Below are 18387 nucleotides of genomic sequence, written 5' to 3'. Positions count from 1 at the left end.
AGTGCCGATTTGGTTGGCGGATCGCTTATAGACCCGCACGCGGAGTTCGAACAAGCCCAATCCTTCGGAAATGATGCTACCTATAGCATTTTAGATCCCTATCCGCTTGGAGTCGACTACCTCTGGCTGGCGAATTATTTCTCCCACCTTGGCAAAACGTCCTAAACAACCGCTTGTCAGCGGGGTTTCCGGCCGATACATTCTGCGCAAAGTTTTGGACAGTCCAGCGATCCTTTTTTCTGGTCGTCGCTTCCATCCCCCCGTTCTTACGGTTTCAGCCTGCTTTTTCAAGCGGCTGGGATCGGCACCTTTGCCTGTAAAACGCTCGTCCATGTCTGCTGCTGCTATCTTGTTGGCCACCACTGGCTTGCTCGCCGCGGGGGGTCTGGTGGAGTCGATGTCGCACCGCCGCCGGCTGTCGCAGATCCCGACCCGGGTGCACGTGAACGGCACCCGCGGCAAGTCGAGCGTCGCGCGTTTGATCGCCGCGGGCATGCGGGCGGGCGAGATCCGCACCTGCTGCAAGACCACCGGCACCCTGCCCCGCATGATTCTGCCCGACGGCACCGAGTACCCGGTGTTCCGTCCCGCGCGGGCGAACGTGATCGAGCAATTGCGAATCGTCGAGGCCACGGTCGAAGCCCAGGCCGAAGCGCTGGTGATTGAGTGCATGGCGCTCATTCCCTACCTGCAGTGGCTGTGCGAGAACCGCATCGTCCGCGCGACGCACGCGGTGATCACCAACGCCCGCGAAGACCACCTCGACGTGATGGGCCCCACGGAAGTCGACGTGGCCAAGGCACTGGCGGGCATGATTCCGATCAATGGCAAACTGTTTACTGCCGAGCGCGACCACCTGGGAGTGTTTCAGCAGGTGTGCGACGATCGCGGCACTAAGCTCATCGCGGTGACCGAAGAAGACGTCGCCAAAATCACACCGCTCGACCTGGTCAACTTCCCTTACGTCGAACATGCCGAGAACGTGGCGCTCGCCCTGCGGGTGTGCGACGACCTGGGCATCGAGCGCGGCGTGGCGCTGCAAGGCATGTGGAACGCCAAGCCCGATCCCGGAGCGATGACCGCTCACGAGATGGACTTCTTCGGCCGCCGCATCAACTTCGTCAATGGCTTTGCGGCGAACGACCCCGAGTCGACCGAACGCATCTGGAACATGGCCCTCGAGCGCTACGCCGACGTCGAACGACGCATCGCGGTATTCAACTGCCGGGCGGACCGTCCCGATCGGTCGCACCAACTAGGAAGAATCATCGTCGACTGGGCTCCGGCCGACTACTACTTGTTGATCGGCAGCGGCACCTACATCTTCGGCAAAGCGGCCACCGAAGCCGGGCTCAATCCGCTGAAGCTGGTGATGGCCGAGAACCGCCGCACCGAGGAGATCTTCGAGACCATCATCGAACTGTCGGGCCGATCGAGCCTGGCCATGGGCATGGCCAACATCGGCGGCGTCGGCCTCGACGTGGTCCGCTACTTCGCTAATCGCAGTACCCAAACAGTCTTTAAGTAACATGGTTGAGATGCTCAGCGTCGCCATTGGCATCGGCCTGGCGGTCAGTTTGTTGTTCTCCGAGTTGTTCGGCCTGGCGGCCGGCGGCATGGTGGTGCCGGGGTACTTCGCCCTGGCCCTAAGCCGCCCGATCGACGTGGTGCTCACCATCCTGGCGGCCCTGGCCACCTACATGATCGTGTACCTGATGAGCACGTTCATCATCGTCTACGGCCGTCGCCGAACGGTGCTGATGATCCTGGTGGGCTACCTGGTCCGCATGCTGTTTAACTACATTCCGATGGAGCTGATCACCTCGGTGGAGATCTACGCCAGCGAGCAAACTGAGTTCCAGGTGATCGGCTACATCATCCCGGGCCTGATCGCCATCTGGTTCGATCGGCAAGGCTGGCTCGAAACGCTGTGCGCGCTGCTCACCGCAGCGGTCGCCATTCGGCTGATCCTGATCCTGCTGTACGGCGTAGAACTGAATATGTATTGAGAGAAACGTGAGCCGAACGCGCTAGCGCCTACGGCTCACATGGTTCGACCTTAGAACTTGTCCTACTTCCGCGACAAATCAACTACCCATGAAAAAAGTCATCTGGCGTCCCAAGGCAGTTTCGCGGCCCGCGCTGGGGTTGATCGCCCTGTTGTCGGCAATCGGCATGCTGATGGTCGAGCAGTTCCGCGTCGAGCGGCAGCAAGACTATCACCAGGAGAAGCTGGAAGCCGCCAAAATGGCCGAGCGGGCGTTTAAGGTGATCTACGATGCGCGGATGGCGGAAGAGGAGATCGTCCCCGAGTTCGATCCGCTGGAAACGGGACTGATTGGCGTCGTGCGGTCCAACATTACCAGCGTCCATGGCGTGCTACCCTCGAAACAGACGTCGGTGAACCCCAACTTCGCCGCCGTGCTGGTCGACATGCTTAGGCGGGCTGGCGTGAAAGAAGGCGATAAAGTGGGCGTCGGCCTTTCGGGGTCGTTTCCGGCGCTGAACATCTGCACGCTAGTAGCCATTGAGACCCTGGGCGCAGAACCAGTTAGCATCAGCAGCGGAGCGGCCTCGCAATGGGGCGCCAACCTGCCTGAACTGATGTGGATCGACATGGAAAAGCTACTGTACGATCAGGGCATTCTGGAGCATAAGTCGATCGCGTGCTCGATTGGCGGTGAGGAAGACAGGGGCGAGAACCTCTCGGACGATGGCCTCGTGGAAATTCAAACCGGCATCGCCAGGTGTGAATTGCAGACGCTTGCGTCGGAGTCATTCGAGGAGGCGGTCGACCAGCGAATGAAACTGATGCGCGACGTGGCCGGCCCCCAGGGCCTGAAGTGCTATGTAAACGTAGGCGGCGGGGCCGTTTCGGCCGGCACCAGCGTGGGTAAGAAAATGTTCGACGAGGGCCTGAATATGCGGCCCCCTCTCCGAATGCCACCCGAACTGGACGGCGTAATGCCCCGGCTCAGCCGCCAGGGGATTCCCGTGATTAACATCATCAACATTGTCGACTTGGCCGAGCGGTTCGGTTTGCCGGTTGCCCCCCAGGCCGACCAGCGGGAACTGGTCGAGGTGGGTAAGGGCGCAGTTTTCAGAGCGCCCGACTATAATAAACCACTGGCCTTCGGGGTACTGGTGGTCATCGTGGCCAGCCTGTTCGGCTTCATCCGTTCCGACATCGGGTTCCGGCTGCTGCAAGGCGGGCACACCCGGAAACCTTCGGGCCACCCCGAACCCATGGTATGATTTAAAGGAGGAAGGGAGTTGGCTGCTTTAAGCCGGCTCGCCTTCCCCCTTCCGCCTACTGACTTTTCAACCGTATGTTTCGCGCTCGTCAGCGATTTGGCAAATACATCATCGAACGCAAGATCGCCGAAGGCGGTTTTGCGGTTGTGTATCAGGCTCGGGACACCATCGAGGGCATTCGCGTTGCGCTGAAGATGCCCTACTCGCATCTGCTGAGCAAGGAAACGCTCGATGAGTTCCGCCAGGAGGTTCGCCTGGTCGCCAAACTCGATCACCCCAACATTCTGCCGCTCAAGTACGCCGACTACATCGACGGCAAGTTTGTCATCATCCAGCCGCTGGGCCAGATGAGCCTCGACGACCGCTTGCAACGCCGGCTGTCGCCCAAGCTGGCGCTCGACTACGCCGATCAGATGATCTCGGCCGTGGCCTACGCGCACAACGAGCGCATTGTGCACTGCGACATCAAGCCCGACAACTTCCTGCTGTTCCGTGGCGACCGGGTGCGACTGACCGATTTCGGCATCGCCCGCGTGGCGCTACACACCCTGCAAGGCTCCGGAGCGGGCACGCTGGGGTACGTCGCGCCCGAGCAGGCGATGGGGCACGTCTCGCCGCGCAGCGACGTCTTCTCACTGGGCATCACGTTCTATCGCATGCTCACCGGAAAGCTACCAAGTTTTCCGTACGAATGGCCTCCCACGGGATTCGATCGGTTGCGGGCGAAGGTGCATCCCGATTTCATCGACCTGTTGCGTCGGTCGATGGAGTTCGATGCCCGCAAGCGATTCCGCGACGCGGTGCAGATGGAAGCCGCCTACGACGCGGTCCGCGGGAAGGCCTTGAAGGTAAATGGAAAAACATCCTCCGCCACGAAGACGCAGCGGATGCGCGATTGGCGCGCTGTGCAGCGGAAGCAGTTTCAGCGACTATACGGCGCGGAACTCGAGACTATCTACGAGTGTCATCACTGCGAAGGCCCCGTGTCCGAAGCAATGTGCGCCTGTCCCTGGTGTGGCAAGAAGCGGAAGAAACACCCAGACGACACCAAGTTTCCACAATGTTGCCCGCGTTGCCACCGCGGCATGAAGCTCGACTGGATCTATTGTCCCTGGTGCTACGGCGCTGGTTTTGTGCCCGAAAGTGAGCGACAATACTCCGACAAGCGTTACACGGCCAAATGCACCAACAGCAATTGCGATCGCAAGGTGCTGATGCCGTTTATGCGTTACTGCCCGTGGTGCCAGACCAAAGTCCGGCGTCGTTGGCAGTTGCACGGATCGAAACAGAGTTGCCAGCGTTGTGGCTGGGGCGTGGCGGGTGATTACTGGAGTTACTGCCCATGGTGCAGCAAGGCGATCAAGACAGTCCGTTAGCAGCGGGCGCTGCGGTCGACAAATCCATCGCCCGGGCGAAGCTCTACACGGCGTCCGACATGGACGCGCCGGACGCGGTGGTCGTGGCTGGCCGTCGTGTGGCGGTGGTGTCGCAACGTTCGCCGGGCAAGGAAACCGCCAACGAAGACTCGGCCGCGGTCATTCCCTGGGGCAACGAGTCGGCCGTACTGGTAGTGGCCGACGGGCTCGGCGGGCAAGCACTGGGCGAGCAAGCCTCGGCCCTGGCGGTGCGGCGGATTCGTCTGAGCCTGCAGCAGGCCGACCCATCGTTCGCGATGCTCCGCTCGGCGATCCTCAACGGCATCGAAGCCGCCAACCGCGACGTGCTCGATTTGGGCCGCGGCGCGGCCACCACGTTGGCCGTGGTCGAGGTGACCGGTTCAACCATCCGCCCCTACCACGTTGGCGACTCGGGCATTCTGGCATTTGGCCAGCGCGGCAAGATGAAGTTGCAAACCACCGCGCACTCGCCAGTGGGCTACGGCGTCGAAGCCGGCCTGATCGACGAGACCGACGCCATGCACCACGAAGATCGCCACGTCGTGTCGAACGTGGTCGGCACGCCCGACCTGAGGATCGAGATCGGCCCCGAGCGCAAGCTGGCCGCCCGCGACACGCTGCTGCTGGCCAGCGATGGTTTGTTCGATAACCTGCACTTGCCGGAGATTGTGGAACTCGCGCGCAAGGGGCCCGTTCACAAAGCGTGCGAAGCGCTCCGCAGCACCGCCCGCTCGCGTATGGAAACACCAGTGGATGGCCAACCTTCGAAGGCCGACGACCTGACAATCGTCGTGTGCCGTTAGTGCATACCGCAGAGGTCGGCTTTACACGCAACTACCGCGCTGCCGGAGCGGGCGTTGGCGAAGTTGGTACGAGTTGCGAAGTTCTTCGATCTTCTCGAAAGCAGCGAAGAACTGCTCGATCAGTTCCGCGTCCCACTGGGTGCCGGCCCCGTCGCGCAGGATAGCTTGCGCCTTCTCCGGCGGCATGCCCTTGCGGTAGGGTCGGTCGCTGGTCATGGCATCGTACGAATCAACGATCGCCAGCAGTCGGCCCTCCAGCGGTATTTCATCCCCCGCCAACTGGTCGGGATAGCCGGTGCCATTGACCTGTTCGTGGTGGTACAGCACACCTGGCAGCGCGTACTGCAACTGCGACAGGTCGTGCAGGATGGCCCAACCTTCGTCGGGATGGCGGCGGATCTCGGCAAACTCTTGGTCGGTCAACCGACCCTCTTTTTTCAATACGGCGTCGCTCACGCCGATCTTGCCCACGTCGTGCAGCAGCCCGGTCATGTAGATTCGGCGGCAGGCGTCTTCGTCCATGCCGATTTGCTCGCCCAGGATTCTGGCGTACTCGGCCACGCGTTCGCTGTGACCGCAAGTATATTCGTCTTTGGCATCGAGCGCCGAAACGAGCGATCGCACCACGCTCACCAGCAACTGCTCCTTCTCGCGAAGTAGGTCGAGGTTGCTGGCGTGGGTCGCCAGGATCGACGCGGTGGTGCTCAACAGCGATGCTTCGTGAGTGCCGAATTCGAGGTTGCTCAGCGGCCAAGGGCTGGCCGAATGGTCGCCAATCGAGGTATCGCGGTTGATGGTTACCAACCAGCCGAGTTGGTGATTGTGTGAAATGAGCGGCACCAGGATGAACTCGCGAACGCCCGGCAGGTCGCTTTGCTCGCTCTGCAACGAAAGGAAGTTTCGCACCACGGGCTGGCGGAGCGCCAGGGTGCCGAACTCTTTGGTGATTCGCAGCACCACCTCATCGTCGAACGCTTGTTTGCCAATCCGCAGCGTAGGCACGGCCAAGTGGGGATCGCCGCCGTCGGGTGCCATGAGCAGCACGGTGCACTCGGCCTTTACCGAGTCGTTGAGCAGCGGCAAGGTGCCTTCGGCCAGGGCCAACAAGTCGTTGGCCGCGTCCGACATGTCGAGGTTGCGAACGATGGCCCGCAGAAAGGTCAGTTCTTCGAGTCCATCGCACAGTTGTTCAGCGAAGAAGGCGTTCTCTACGTGGTACTGCTCTGCTTGCGCCTTGGAATCCGAAGCGGTCATCCACAATTCTGCCATTCGCTCCAGGCAGCCTGGCGTGCCTTCCACTCGTTCGGCAAGCGCGACCTGATTGTTACCCCCAGCGTCGATCACTGGCACGGCGAGGCGCGCCGAGTTGTCGGAGTCGCTGGAGACGCTCGGCCAATTCGAGCTGGCAACTGCTACACATGACGCAACAAGCGCTGGACTCAGCTCACCTGCTTTCAGGCTTTGGTTTCCGTCTTTGTCGAAAGCGATCCACCGCCACTCGCCCTGGTCGTCCTTCTTGGCAAGACGAAACGTCGCTGCGAAGGTCCGCTCGAGCCACGACAGCACCGGGTGCCGATGTTGATCGGACACAACGTCGGCTTGTAGCAGCGTGGGGTCTGGGATCTGCATAGCGCGAAGGCTCAATGGGCTGCGCACCGTCGGCGCAGTCGGATGTGAATGTCAATCGTGTGTTCGCTGTTTCAACAGCGGTCGCCCCCCGGCTACATGCCAAGAATAGGTCGCCACCTAGGCGGGTCAACGAGATGTTGCCTTGGGGTGAGGTAGTTAACGGTTATGACGGCCAGACACGGCGTTTGCCGGTAACCGCATTTCCGTTTTCCACAACTAGGGTTTCCCTGAAGGCAATCTAGCAACCTAAGCTTGCTCAACATCGGGCCCGTTCCCGGCAAGTTCAGCACCTGGATTGCTGGCAAAGCCTCGCAGCCTGAAGCCGTACAACACGTTAGTTACAAATTGGGGCTAGAGGAACTCAAGTTATGCTATGGAGAAAAGGTTTTACGCTCGTCGAGCTGGTGGTAGTCATCATGATCCTGGGAATCCTGGCTGGTATTGCCGCTCCCAAGTTCCTTGGCACCTCGGCGGACGCCACCGACAATAGTCTCAAGCAAAGTTTGAGCATTATTCGCAACGCGATTGAGATGTACGCCGCCTACAACGGCGGCGACCTGCCTCCTTCCGACGACGCGGACACCTTTAAGACCGCCCTTTCGGAGTACCTGCGGGGAGAGTTCCCCAAGTGTCCGGTCGGCAACACGAATGCTGACATCGCCTTTGGCTCGACCGACACACCGGCCGACAGCGAGGGTTGGCGATTCAACACCGACTCGGGAGCGTTCTTCCCCAACACCACCGAAACGGACTCGGCCGGCACGGCCTACAACACCTACTAAGCCGGTCGCCCATCTGGCTCGGCCCTATGGCTTACAGCTAGCACCTGCAGATGCTATCAAGAAATACCCACATGCCAGCGGCCGAAATTCGGCCGTTGGCATGGTTCGTTTGTGAGGCTGCGCAACATGGAAACAACAGGACCCATGGGGGAAACGCTGAAACTTTGCGGCCTGCACTTACTTTAGCGGATGGTGCGAAGTTATGCGTTGTAGGGGGCCGATGAATTCTATCAAGACGTGCGCACAGGTTGCGCGCCGTCATGAATCCCCAGAATAACCCATATTTGGATCGATGAGCACAACACCACAGAGAATCCTGGTCGCCGAAGACAACGCCGCATTGTCGCGCGTACTGCAGTTCACGCTGACCAAAGCCGGCTACGAAGTGTTGCAAGCACCCGATGGCAATGTCGCCTGGGATTTGGCACAAGAGCAGCACATCGACCTGGTGCTCACCGATCAGCAGATGCCCATGATGACCGGCACCGAGCTATGCAGCCGCTTGCGAAGCTCGGAGCGCTACGCCGACACGCCTGTAGTGTTGCTCACCGCCAAAGGCCTGGAGATGGAGCTGCCACATTTGTGCAAGGAGCTAGGCATCTCGGCTACATTCGCCAAGCCCTTCAGCCCATCGCAAGTGCTGGCCACTGTTCAAGAAATTCTCGGCAAGAAGATCGGCTCCGCCAACTAACTTTGGGCCACTACCCCCATACTCGAACACTTTGTCCCATCCACGACGACAAGTTGGCTTCCCACGACGCGTGGTCGCTTGCTACCTGCTGTTCTGCATGGTGGCGGTGGCCTGGCTGTCGGTGGGTGTCGTGTACGCGGTGCACACGGTGCTCTCGTCGCGCACCGAAAGCCGATGTTTGTCGCTGCTGGGAAAGGCGGCTGCGCAAGCGGAGATCGACTACGTACGGTCGGGCACCGAGACATTCGGCGCTTTGGTCGAACAAATCGCGCGGGAGCACCACCTGAGCTACAGTGGGATCGCCAATGCCGAAGGGACCTTTTTGGCCCACACCGATCTCAAACTCGTTGGTACAAAAGCGTCCGAACCAACGGGGCAACCGGTTAGTTGGGGCGATGTGAAGGCCATCGAGTTTATCGACAACGGCGGACATACGCTGGTCGAAATGCGCGTGCCGCTACATGTGCACTCCGGCCCCCTCGGCGAACTGGTGATTGCCACCCCACGGCCCGAATTCTGGAGCACAGCCCTTGCCGCCGCCGAAGCGGCTCCACCGGCAATCCTGGTGCCGCTGGTTCTGGTCGTGGTCGGCGCGGTGCTGCTCCGCAGGCTCGCGCAACCACTGGGCGGCGTCGAGGCGCAACTTAGCGACATTGCCACGCGGCCGGCCACGGCTCCGCTGGTGTGTGAACGATTGCCTTCGAACTCCGCGGTGAACGTCGGGTGGAACCGCCTGGTCGACGAACTGCGGCACGCCGACGAAGCCTCCAATCGCCAATCGCTCACCGAACGCGTTGCCTCGGCCATCCAAGGCCGCAAACAGAAAGAATCGCTGGAAGTACTGCAAAGCCTGGCCGAAGGCCTGGCCATTACCGACATCGATGGCCGCGTCACGTTCGCCAACCGGGCCATCGCCGCACTGTTGGGCGAGACCGGACAAGACGCCACGGGCTCGCCGCTGTACGACTACCTGTCAGGCAACGTGGACGATCCGGAGACGCTGGTGGAACTGGGCACTGCCAGCCCCGAGCGCGCGGCCCGCGCCGAGGTCACTCGCTCGCACGGCGACCGTCGGCGAGTGATTCGCGTCGAGCGACAACCGCTACAACATGGCAAGGACGGGCACATCTGGTCGCTGCGCGACGTGACTCAGCAAAAGCTGGCCGAGGAAATGCGTGGCCAGTTCATCGACTCGGCCACCCACGAACTGCGTACGCCGCTGGCCAATATTCGTGCCTACTCCGAAACCTTGGCGCTGATGGACGACGTGGACATCGAGCAGCAGAAGGAGTTCTGCAACACGATCAACAGCGAAGCAACCCGCCTGGCGCGGTTCGTGGACGATCTGCTATCGGTCAGCAGCATGGAAGTCGGCTCGATGAGCATCAATCGCCAGAACGTGAACCTGCAGAGACTGTTCGACGAAGTCACCGAAAAGGTCCGTCCCCTGGCGGCGAAGAAGTCGCAGGAGTTCGGCGTCGACCTTCCCGAAAAGCTGGACGAGGCATTGCTGGACAAGGACAAGTTCTCCGCCATGCTGGTGAACCTGCTCGGCAACGCATCGAAGTACACGCCCGAAGGAGGGCGGATTGGGCTGGTGGTTACTACCTCGGACGATTCGCTGGTGGTGAGCGTCGAGGACTCGGGTGTCGGCATTGCGGAGGATGAACTACCGCACGTGTTCGAGAAATTCTTCCGTAGCAAGGATCCCCGCGTGCAGGGCGAAACCGGCACCGGGCTCGGCTTGTCGCTGGCCAACGAAATCGTCCGCCTGCACGGCGGCGAGCTGGAAGTCACCAGCACCGTCGACCAAGGTAGCACATTCACAGTCACCATCCCGCTGCTCGAGGAGGCCCGACTGTGATCCACACCGAAACACAAGGCGCGGTCGACGTCGTGAAGGTCGACGGCACGCTGAACGCAGAGAAGATTGGCGAGCTAGCCCAAACGCTCGAACGATTGACCAAAGCAGGCGCGCCGATGGTGGTCTGCGACCTAGCCCACACCCAACTGGTCGACAGCGACGGCCTCGAGTGGCTGCTCGACGCCAGCGATCAGGTGGCCTCGTGCGGCGGCACCATAAAGCTGTCCGGCTTGTCACCGCTAGTGGCCGACATCCTGCGGTTGACGGGAGTCGCCGAGCGGTTCGAGATCTTCGAAACGGCTAAAGCCGGTGTAGGGAGTTTCTCACGATGAGTAATTCCAACACGCTCGATCAGTCATTTACCGACCTCACCGCCCCGCTCGAAGGCGAGGCGACGCCCGAGGCCATTGCCGCCAGCGCGCACCGCCGCCCGTTGGGTCAGCAGCTCATTGGTGCGAACCTGCTTAAGCCGGAGGACCTGGAGCGAGCACTCAACCAGCAGGCTGAGAACAACCAGCCGCTCGGCGAAACGCTGCTGGAAATGGGCGCCATCGGCGAAGAACAACTGCTGCCGTACATCGAGGCCCAACTCGACGTGCCGGCGGCTCGACTCCGCGAAGGCTTGCTCGACCCGGCCGCGGTGCGGCTATTGCCCCGCGAGCTGGCTGAGAAACTCAACGCGCTAGCACTTTTCCGTGTTCGCGACACGCTGGTCGTAGCGATGCACGATCCGTTCGATCTTGACCAGATCGACACGATCGAGCGAGTCGCCAAGCTGAATGTGCGGCCGGTGTTCGCCTTCCGCACGGCCATCCAGCGGATGCTGAAGCGCGGCTATGAAGACGACTTCGCGGTCGACGCGGTAACGGCCGACATGGACGACGATGCGGTCGAACTGCAGACCGACATCACGGCCGTCGACATCGCCTCGGTGCAGGACCTGGTCGAAGGCAGCCCGGTCATCAACCTGGTGAACTACCTGATCCTGCAGTCCATCCGCAAAGCGGCGAGCGACATCCACGTCGAACCGGGCCGCAATTTTGGCGTGGTGCGATTCCGCATCGACGGCCAACTGGTCGAGATGCTGCGACCGCGGCGCGACATTTACCCGGCCATCGTTTCGCGTATCAAGGTCATGGCGAAGCTCGACATCGCCGAGCAGCGCACGCCGCAGGACGGCCGCTGTCAGGTGGTGGTCGACGGCAAAGAGGTCGACCTGCGTATCTCCACCCTGCCCACCGTGCTGGGCGAGAAGGTGGTGATGCGTGTGTTGGATAAGGGACGTTTGACGTTCAACCTCGACCGCTTGGGCATCCCCACCGAGATGCTGCCCACTATCAAAACACTGCTCAACCGCCCTTACGGCTTGTTCCTGGTAACCGGCCCCACGGGTAGCGGCAAGACCACCACGCTGTACTCGGCGCTGGAACTGATCAAGAGCGTCCATCGCAACATCGTCACCGTGGAAGACCCGGTGGAGTACCAGATGGAGCTGATCAACCAGGTGCAGATCGACGCGTCGCGAAAGGTGACGTTCGCATCGGCGCTGCGGAGCATCTTACGGCAAGACCCCGACGTGATCCTGGTGGGCGAAATCCGCGACGACGAAACAGCCAAAGTGGCCGTGCAGGCGGCGCTCACCGGTCATCTGGTGCTCAGCACGTTGCATACCAACGACGCCGCCGGCGCGATCACGCGTTTGATGGACATGGGCGTCGAATCGTACAAACTGGCTTCGGCCCTGGTGGGCGTGCTCGCGCAACGGCTGTTGCGAACCATTTGCCCCAAGTGCCGAACGTCGCACTACGCCAGCGAAGAGATGCTGCGGATGCTGCACTACCAAGGCGACATGCGGCGCACTTTCTCCCGAGGCGAAGGCTGCCGCGACTGCTTCGACACAGGTTACCAGGGCCGCCACGGCATTTACGAACTGCTGCCCGCCGAGTCGGAACTTCGCTCGCTGGTCGCCCGTCAGGCGAGCTTGGAGGAAGTGGAAAAGTACAGCCGCGCACAAGAATTGCCCACGCTGCTCGACGGCGGCTTGGAACTAGCCAAACGTGAGATGACCAGCCTGGAGGAAGTCACCCGCGTGGCATTATTCGAGTGAGTAGGTGAGCCGACGGCGCTAGCCGCGGGTGAATTGAGATTCAGATGCAAATCGATACGGCCAAACCGAAACGCGAAGTCGCACTGCCCCGCAGTGTGCCGCAGTCGGTTGCGCGCACGTCGAAGCGGCAACCGCGCGTGCCCGAACGGGACGTGGTTAACCTCACTTCGCAACTGGCGATTATGATCCGCTCGGGCGTCGACATTGCCTCGGCGCTGTCATCGGCTTCGCGCCAATGCCGCCGGCCGGTCCTGGGAGAGGTGCTCAACGAGGTCCGCGACGCGGTGCTCGGCGGGCAGGCGTTCTCCGAGGCGCTGAAGCGGTACCCCAAAATATTCAGCCCCGCCTACGTCGCCACGGTCGCCGCGGGCGAGGCGTCGGGTCACATGGCCGACGTGCTGGATCAGTTGGCCGAACTCGAACGCAGCCACTTGCGCCTGATGCGCACCATCCGCGGTTTGCTGGTCTATCCCGTGTTGTTGGCAACCGTGTCGATGGGCGTGATCGGCGTGCTGCTGGTGTTCGTGCTGCCGCGGTTCTCGCAACTGTTCACCGACTACGAGATGAGCCTGCCGTGGCTGACCGAGATGCTGATCGTCGTGGCCGACCAGCTACGACTTCGGTGGTGGTTGTGGCTACCGCTGGCGGTAGCGGGCGTCGCCGGACTCGTGGCGATACCCAGCACGGCCGCCGGTCGCCGATTTCGCGACCGCATGTTCCTTACGCTTCCGATGCTGGGCGACGTGACCAAGACCCTACTGATCGGACGCAGTTGCCGACTGATCGGCATGCTGATGGAAAGCGGTGTGCCGCTGCTGGACAGCGTGCAGTTGGCCCGCGAAAGCTCGAACAACAGTTTGTACAAGGAAGTGTTCCTGCAGGTCGAGGATGCGGTGGTCAACGGCCGCACGTTCGCCGGCGCCTTGGCCGCCAGTGCTTACATTCCCGATGCAGCCACCGAAATGCTGACCACCGCGGAACAGTCGGGCAAGCTCGGCGAAGTGTCGCGAATGGTGGGCTCCTACTTCGAAGACGAAGGCGAAGCCCGCGCGCGGCAGATCGTCACCGCCCTGGAACCAATGATCACCGTCGGCATGGGCATCATCGTCGCCACGGTGGTGCTGGCGGTAATGCTGCCGGTGTTCGACCTGTCGTCGTTTGCCGGCAAAGGATAACCGCTCACCAAATCACCACGCACCTTTACCAACCAACGCTTAACGCCTAATAACCTGACACCACGAACCATGTTCGCACGCACGCATCACGGATGGATCGGGCTCGACATCGGCGCCAGCAACGTCAAGCTGGCGCAGGTGGTGCGGCGTGGGGACCGTCTGGTGCTGGAAAACGCCGCCGTGGTGCCGCGCAACGTGGTGTGGCAGGAAGACAACCTGGCCGAAGCGCCGGCCGTCTCCGCCGCCGAAGAGATTGCCGCCGCCCTGGTGACCGCGCCGCAGATCGCCGGCCGACAAGCGGCCGTGTTACTGCCCTCGACCGCCTGCCAGTTGAACACCGCGCCGGAAGCCAACGACCACGGCCAAGTCACGGCGATTGTCGAGGGCCTGGCCGCTGTGGGCATCCGCCTCGAAGGGCGCGTGTTCGACTTCTGGCCGGCGCTGCCCAGCAAGCGGGGCGAGCACACGGTGAACGTCCTATCCACGGGACGCGGCTGGCCCGAAACGGCCGTGGCCGACCTGCAGCGCTCGAAACTATCGTGCCAGACCATCGACGGAGTGCCCCACGCGCTGGCGCGGGCCGTGTCGCACGTCCACCCGCCCGGACCTCATCCCGTGGGCGTGCTCAACTGGAGCTTTACCTCGGCCACGTTCGTGCTGGTGGATCAAGGCCAGCCGGTGTACGTCCGCAGCATGAAGAATACCTCGCTCGCCAGGGCGTTGGTGGACGTCGCCCAGCAGTTGGATTTGGAGTTCGACGAAGCAGGCGAGTTGCTGCGAACGGTGAATCTCGCGCCGCATCCCGCCATGCCCCAGGACGAAGTGGCGGAGGTGCTCAGCGAACTGCTGGAGCCCACCATCAAGAGCCTGGTGGCCGAAATGGAGAAGACGCTCGAGCACTTGCACAACCTGGGCAAGAACATGACGCCCAAGCGGTTGTTCCTGGCGCCCCAGACGGTGTACCTACTGGGCGGCGGAGCAACACTGGGCGGCGTCGACCTGCTGCTCACCCAGAGGCTCCGCCGACAAGTCCGCATTTGGACGTTGAACGACGAGTCGGAGTCGGTCGCCGCAGCCCGTGGCGTTCCGCTGTGCCTGTTGGGACAAGCCATCGCGCTGTCCGCCCTGCGATGGGAGGCAGCCACATGAAAACCAGCTTGAACCTGATGACCGACGACGATCGCCGCCGACAGATGCTGACCGATGCACGCCGGCTGTGGATTCGCGTGCTGGGCGGCACCGTGCTGGCGCTTACGGCCGTGGGGCTGTTCGAGTGGTGGCAAGGCTCGGCGACCACGCGCAAACTTGCCCAACTGGAAGAGCGTTACGAGCCCGTGCAAACCATGAAGGACGAGTGCGTGCAGATGCGGCGCGACATCACCGCCATGCAGCAAGCGCAGCAACTTACGCTCAAGCTGGTCGACACCCGACCAACCGTCACCTTGCTGGGCGTGGTGGCGGGGGCCGCCGCCGAAACCAACGGCGGCGTGTACGTCGAAAAGCTGGAGCTGCTTCCCGAGAGCCGCGGTCAAGAGCAGCGCACCGCGGTGCTGGCCGGAATCGGCCGCGACCACGGCGCCATCGCCAAGTTCACCGATTCGCTCCGGTCCAGCAACCTGTTTGTCAATGTAACCCTCAGTTCAAGCGACTCCGGCGCGCTGGGCGATTCGTCGGACCACGCGTTTCGCATCGAGTGCGACCTGTAGGAGAACCCCTCGAGTAGACCAAGTACGATGAGTATGTCGCTTCCCAACAACCGTCATATTGTTCGGCTGACCACCACCACGGTGGGCGCGGTGATGTGGGTTGCGCTGTTGGCGGGGTTCTATGTCCTGGTGCACTGTCCGCTGCATAGTCACGAAAAGCAGCAGGAAGAACGCATCGAGCACTTGCAAAAGCTGCTGGCGATCGACAGCAACGTACACACGGCACACCGTGAACTGCGGAAGCGCGTGGAGGAACTCAACGCGAAGATCGATACGATCCGCCGCCGCATTCCGGTCCGTCCGCTGGAAGAGACCTTCCTCAGCCACACCACCGACATTGCCAAAGAAGAACGGCTGGCCATCGGCAACTTCCGCCGCGAGGATAGCAAGGACTTTCCGGATTACTCGGAGGTCGACGTCGTGATCAGCGGCCAGGGCAGCTACGGGAGCATCTGCCGGTTCCTGCATCGGGTGAGTCAACTCGAACGGCTTTCGACGGTGCGCAAGCTCTCGATCGAAAGCGACGCAGACGACGGCAATTACCCGTTCGAGGTGATCTACGCGCTGCAGTTCGGCATGCAAACCGCCGTGGACGCAAAGCAAGGGGAGGAAGTGCTATGACGGCTGCAAACAACCACCCCGAGTGGATGAAACGCGTCGGCGCAACGCCAGGCAAGCTGGCGCTGATCGGCGTGCTGGCGGCCATCCTGGGGTACGTGGTACTCAGCCAACTGCCGAGCGGCGGTTCCTCGTCCGCCGAATCGGCGCCGTCGAGCCCTCGCTTGCCACGCAGTGCAGCGAAGGCCAATAGCAACAAGTCGAAGACGCCGGTTGCCGAGCGTCAAGCGTGGCCCAAGCCCAACCTGGAGCAAGCCGTGGCCAGCGACCCGTTTGCGCGACCTCAGTGGGCTCAAGTCGCACAGGCCGAGCCTGCAGAAACTGCCGCTAGTGATCGACCCATGACGGCCCAAGCGGCCGAGTCGCAGGCGCTAGCCAAGCTGCGGGCCGAAGGTGCCGCGGTGATCGTGGTGCTGGATGGAAAGCCGTTGGCCCTGGTGGGCGAAAGGCAAATCCGCATCGGCGATCGATTGGAAGGATTCTACGTGCAGGACATCACCGAATCGGGGATTGTTCTGACCAGCGAAAGTCACTCGCAATGAGCAACATGGACGCAAGAACCAACACAAAGCCACGCTGCCTGCCACCGCCGGGCCTTGCGCTACGGTGCTGTGCGCTGGCGCTCGCGATTCTACTAGGCGCTACCGGTGCGCAATCTCAGGAGCAATCGCTGCTGAACCTGTCGGAGATGGCCAAAGGACTCAGCCGCGAGATGGACCTCATCCCCGCGATGACTGGCCAAGGGGCGCAAGCGCAAGCCAACCAGAACACACTACCAGCGCCCCCGCCCGAGCACATCATTCCCATGCGCCGCGCCGGGGATCCGGGCTCGGTGGAAATACAGAACCTGGGCGGCGAGGTGCGGCTGGTGGTTCGTGATGCTCCGTTGCGGCAAGTGCTCGGACTGCTGGCCGAGTCGCAGAAGCTCAATTTGGTGTTCGCCTCGGTGAGCGACGCTTCGCTTACCGTTTCGCTCGACCGCGTGCCGCTCGAGACGGCGCTCGACGCCATTCTGTCGTCGTGCGGCCACACTTGGACCATGCAAGGCAACATCATCCACGTGACCCAAGTGGCCGAAGGCGTGGCCGTGGGGCCCACCGCGCAAGGTCGCCGCCTGGAGGTGTTCGACCTGAACTACGCGGCAGCCGCGGACGTCGACCTGGCGGTCAAAGGCCTGCTGTCGCCCGTCGGCAAGTCGTGGATCACTTCGAGTTCGCCCACCGACAACCGCCGCACCCGCGAGTCGATCGCGGTGGAAGACCTGCCCGAATACGTCGAGCGCATCGCCGCGTTCATCGCCCAAAGCGACCAGCCGCCACGGCAAGTGCTGGTGGAAGTGCAGTTGCTGCAAGTGGAATTGGACGGCGATCGCCGGGTGGGCGTGAACTTCCACGAACTCGGCCGCCTCGGCGGCACCGGCATTCGCTTCGAGTCGACCGGCTTCGCCGATAAAGACAGCCCGCAAGCGTTCTTCATCGAACTGGCGGGTGGCGACCTGACCAGCCTGGTCGAATTGCTGCAGACCACGTCGGACGCCAAGACGCTCGCATCGCCCAAGCTGCTGGCGGTGAATGGCCAGCTCGCCCGTATTCAAATCGGCGAGAAGCTGCCGTACCGATTGACTACCACGACTCAGACCAGTACGCAGGAGTCGGTGCAGTTCCTGGATGTCGGTATCGTGCTGGAGTTCACGCCTTGGATCACGCACGACGGTCGCGTGTTGATGCGGATCAGGCCGAAGGTCTCGAGCGGCCAGGTGAACGCCACAACCGAGTTACCCGAAGAACGCACTACCGAAGTGGAAACCAACGCCTTTTTGTCCGATGGCCAAGGCATTGTGATTGGTGGTTTGATCTCGGAGGAAACGAACGTCGACCAAAGCAAACTGGCCGTATTGGGCGACATCCCGTACGCCGGCGCCTTGTTCCAGCGTCGGGCGGAGAAGCGACTGCGCAAGGAGATCATCGTCGCCATCATGCCGCACTTGCTGCCGTACAACTGCGAGATGCAAGCGCAGAACGACTTCGAAGTCGAGCGTGCTCGCGATTCGCTGACCTACGGTCCCTTGTGCAAGAACCCGCGGCCCTACGAACCACGCCTGCCCGACCCGACCGGAGACCTTTGTCGCAAGTTCCCCACGGACCGTGCGTGCAGAGAGGGCGGAAACTGCAACGACGGGCACGCCCGCCCGCGCATTTTCAATCCCTTCCGCCGCGACACCATTTACTACAACCCCGACGGTGAACAACTCTTCCAAGGCGGCGACCAGCCGAGTCCCACTCTCGCGCCCGAGAGAATGGAAATCGTCATGCCTGATAACCAACAGCGAATGCGCCGCTAACCCATTTTAAGGAACCCGT

18 protein-coding genes are annotated in these 18387 nt (G+C 61.9%); 16 read left to right on the top strand and 2 right to left on the bottom strand.

Features of this window, described 5'->3' with window-relative positions; all coding sequences use genetic code 11:
- Positions 1 to 90: 90 nt before the first annotated feature.
- The gene (locus tag ACQK2L_RS11825) at positions 91 to 333 is read right to left on the bottom strand and encodes a hypothetical protein (RefSeq protein ID WP_425397174.1); all 243 of its coding nucleotides are present in this window, start codon (positions 331 to 333) and stop codon (positions 91 to 93) included.
- Here ACQK2L_RS11825 and pgsB point away from each other — a divergent pair.
- The 5 genes from pgsB (at position 332) to ACQK2L_RS11800 (ending at position 5455) form a co-directional block, all read left to right on the top strand.
- Positions 332 to 1528, top strand: a complete 1197-nt coding sequence (pgsB, locus tag ACQK2L_RS11820; RefSeq protein WP_425397173.1) for a poly-gamma-glutamate synthase PgsB — start codon at positions 332 to 334, stop codon at positions 1526 to 1528. The genes ACQK2L_RS11825 and pgsB overlap by 2 nt on opposite strands.
- 1 nt (position 1529) lies before the next feature.
- Complete coding sequence (gene pgsC, locus ACQK2L_RS11815) at positions 1530 to 2009, top strand: poly-gamma-glutamate biosynthesis protein PgsC (protein ID WP_425397172.1); 480 nt, start codon at positions 1530 to 1532, stop codon at positions 2007 to 2009.
- An 88-nt stretch (positions 2010 to 2097) separates the two neighbouring features.
- Positions 2098 to 3255, top strand: a complete 1158-nt coding sequence (gene pgsW, locus ACQK2L_RS11810) for a poly-gamma-glutamate system protein (RefSeq protein ID WP_425397171.1) — start codon at positions 2098 to 2100, stop codon at positions 3253 to 3255.
- A 74-nt stretch (positions 3256 to 3329) separates the two neighbouring features.
- Entirely contained in the window at positions 3330 to 4631 is a 1302-nt protein-coding gene (locus ACQK2L_RS11805; protein WP_425397170.1) for a protein kinase domain-containing protein, read from the top strand.
- Entirely contained in the window at positions 4598 to 5455 is an 858-nt protein-coding gene (locus ACQK2L_RS11800) for a PP2C family protein-serine/threonine phosphatase (protein WP_425397169.1), read from the top strand. Before ACQK2L_RS11805 ends, ACQK2L_RS11800 begins: the two co-directional genes overlap by 34 nt.
- A gap of 21 nt (positions 5456 to 5476) precedes the next feature.
- Here ACQK2L_RS11800 and ACQK2L_RS11795 read toward each other — a convergent pair whose 3' ends face one another.
- Positions 5477 to 7084 carry an HD-GYP domain-containing protein gene (locus ACQK2L_RS11795; RefSeq protein ID WP_425397168.1) on the bottom strand — a complete coding sequence of 536 codons (1608 nt, stop codon included), beginning with the start codon at positions 7082 to 7084 and terminating at the stop codon, positions 5477 to 5479.
- Between the two features lie 368 nt (positions 7085 to 7452).
- On the opposite strand from ACQK2L_RS11795, the gene ACQK2L_RS11790 reads away from it, so the two are divergent.
- From ACQK2L_RS11790 to ACQK2L_RS11740, 11 genes are all read left to right on the top strand, one after another.
- A complete protein-coding gene (locus ACQK2L_RS11790; RefSeq protein WP_425397167.1) occupies positions 7453 to 7866 on the top strand; it encodes a type II secretion system protein in 414 nt (137 codons plus the stop codon).
- A gap of 292 nt (positions 7867 to 8158) precedes the next feature.
- Entirely contained in the window at positions 8159 to 8557 is a 399-nt protein-coding gene (locus ACQK2L_RS11785) for a response regulator (RefSeq protein WP_425397166.1), read from the top strand.
- Between the two features lie 31 nt (positions 8558 to 8588).
- A complete protein-coding gene (locus tag ACQK2L_RS11780; protein WP_425397165.1) occupies positions 8589 to 10421 on the top strand; it encodes an ATP-binding protein in 1833 nt (610 codons plus the stop codon).
- Complete coding sequence (locus ACQK2L_RS11775) at positions 10418 to 10753, top strand: STAS domain-containing protein (protein WP_425397164.1); 336 nt, start codon at positions 10418 to 10420, stop codon at positions 10751 to 10753. The genes ACQK2L_RS11780 and ACQK2L_RS11775 overlap by 4 nt, the downstream gene beginning before the upstream one ends.
- Complete coding sequence (locus tag ACQK2L_RS11770; RefSeq protein ID WP_425397163.1) at positions 10750 to 12528, top strand: GspE/PulE family protein; 1779 nt, start codon at positions 10750 to 10752, stop codon at positions 12526 to 12528. The genes ACQK2L_RS11775 and ACQK2L_RS11770 overlap by 4 nt, the downstream gene beginning before the upstream one ends.
- A 44-nt stretch (positions 12529 to 12572) precedes the next feature.
- The gene (locus ACQK2L_RS11765; protein WP_425397162.1) at positions 12573 to 13703 is read left to right on the top strand and encodes a type II secretion system F family protein; all 1131 of its coding nucleotides are present in this window, start codon (positions 12573 to 12575) and stop codon (positions 13701 to 13703) included.
- Positions 13704 to 13772: 69 nt separating this feature from the next.
- Positions 13773 to 14852 carry a pilus assembly protein PilM gene (pilM, locus tag ACQK2L_RS11760; RefSeq protein ID WP_425397161.1) on the top strand — a complete coding sequence of 360 codons (1080 nt, stop codon included), beginning with the start codon at positions 13773 to 13775 and terminating at the stop codon, positions 14850 to 14852.
- Positions 14849 to 15409, top strand: coding sequence for a hypothetical protein (locus tag ACQK2L_RS11755; RefSeq protein WP_425397160.1), 561 nt, complete (start codon positions 14849 to 14851; stop codon positions 15407 to 15409). Before pilM ends, ACQK2L_RS11755 begins: the two co-directional genes overlap by 4 nt.
- A 27-nt stretch (positions 15410 to 15436) precedes the next feature.
- Complete coding sequence (pilO, locus tag ACQK2L_RS11750) at positions 15437 to 16030, top strand: type 4a pilus biogenesis protein PilO (protein WP_425397159.1); 594 nt, start codon at positions 15437 to 15439, stop codon at positions 16028 to 16030.
- Positions 16027 to 16569, top strand: coding sequence for a hypothetical protein (locus ACQK2L_RS11745; protein WP_425397158.1), 543 nt, complete (start codon positions 16027 to 16029; stop codon positions 16567 to 16569). Before pilO ends, ACQK2L_RS11745 begins: the two co-directional genes overlap by 4 nt.
- Positions 16566 to 18368, top strand: a complete 1803-nt coding sequence (locus ACQK2L_RS11740) for a type II secretion system protein GspD (RefSeq protein ID WP_425397157.1) — start codon at positions 16566 to 16568, stop codon at positions 18366 to 18368. The genes ACQK2L_RS11745 and ACQK2L_RS11740 overlap by 4 nt, the downstream gene beginning before the upstream one ends.
- Positions 18369 to 18387: the final 19 nt, after the last annotated feature.

This window comes from Aeoliella sp., from assembly GCF_965227375.1.
GTDB lineage: Bacteria > Planctomycetota > Planctomycetia > Pirellulales > Lacipirellulaceae > Aeoliella.
This window is presented reverse-complemented; position numbering and strand designations above follow the sequence as displayed.

What these genes read in the sequence shown, in the direction of transcription:
- pgsB (WP_425397173.1), top strand. Translation starts at nt 332, where the DNA reads ATGTCTGCTGCTGCTATCTTGTTGGCCACCACTGGCTTGCTCGCCGCG.
- ACQK2L_RS11825 (WP_425397174.1), bottom strand. Translation starts at nt 333, where the DNA reads ATGGACGAGCGTTTTACAGGCAAAGGTGCCGATCCCAGCCGCTTGAAA.
- pgsC (WP_425397172.1), top strand. Translation starts at nt 1,530, where the DNA reads ATGGTTGAGATGCTCAGCGTCGCCATTGGCATCGGCCTGGCGGTCAGT.
- pgsW (WP_425397171.1), top strand. Translation starts at nt 2,098, where the DNA reads ATGAAAAAAGTCATCTGGCGTCCCAAGGCAGTTTCGCGGCCCGCGCTG.
- ACQK2L_RS11805 (WP_425397170.1), top strand. Translation starts at nt 3,330, where the DNA reads ATGTTTCGCGCTCGTCAGCGATTTGGCAAATACATCATCGAACGCAAG.
- ACQK2L_RS11800 (WP_425397169.1), top strand. Translation starts at nt 4,598, where the DNA reads ATGGTGCAGCAAGGCGATCAAGACAGTCCGTTAGCAGCGGGCGCTGCG.
- ACQK2L_RS11795 (WP_425397168.1), bottom strand. Translation starts at nt 7,084, where the DNA reads ATGCAGATCCCAGACCCCACGCTGCTACAAGCCGACGTTGTGTCCGAT.
- ACQK2L_RS11790 (WP_425397167.1), top strand. Translation starts at nt 7,453, where the DNA reads ATGCTATGGAGAAAAGGTTTTACGCTCGTCGAGCTGGTGGTAGTCATC.
- ACQK2L_RS11785 (WP_425397166.1), top strand. Translation starts at nt 8,159, where the DNA reads ATGAGCACAACACCACAGAGAATCCTGGTCGCCGAAGACAACGCCGCA.
- ACQK2L_RS11770 (WP_425397163.1), top strand. Translation starts at nt 10,750, where the DNA reads ATGAGTAATTCCAACACGCTCGATCAGTCATTTACCGACCTCACCGCC.
- ACQK2L_RS11765 (WP_425397162.1), top strand. Translation starts at nt 12,573, where the DNA reads ATGCAAATCGATACGGCCAAACCGAAACGCGAAGTCGCACTGCCCCGC.
- pilM (WP_425397161.1), top strand. Translation starts at nt 13,773, where the DNA reads ATGTTCGCACGCACGCATCACGGATGGATCGGGCTCGACATCGGCGCC.
- ACQK2L_RS11755 (WP_425397160.1), top strand. Translation starts at nt 14,849, where the DNA reads ATGAAAACCAGCTTGAACCTGATGACCGACGACGATCGCCGCCGACAG.
- pilO (WP_425397159.1), top strand. Translation starts at nt 15,437, where the DNA reads ATGAGTATGTCGCTTCCCAACAACCGTCATATTGTTCGGCTGACCACC.
- ACQK2L_RS11745 (WP_425397158.1), top strand. Translation starts at nt 16,027, where the DNA reads ATGACGGCTGCAAACAACCACCCCGAGTGGATGAAACGCGTCGGCGCA.
- ACQK2L_RS11740 (WP_425397157.1), top strand. Translation starts at nt 16,566, where the DNA reads ATGAGCAACATGGACGCAAGAACCAACACAAAGCCACGCTGCCTGCCA.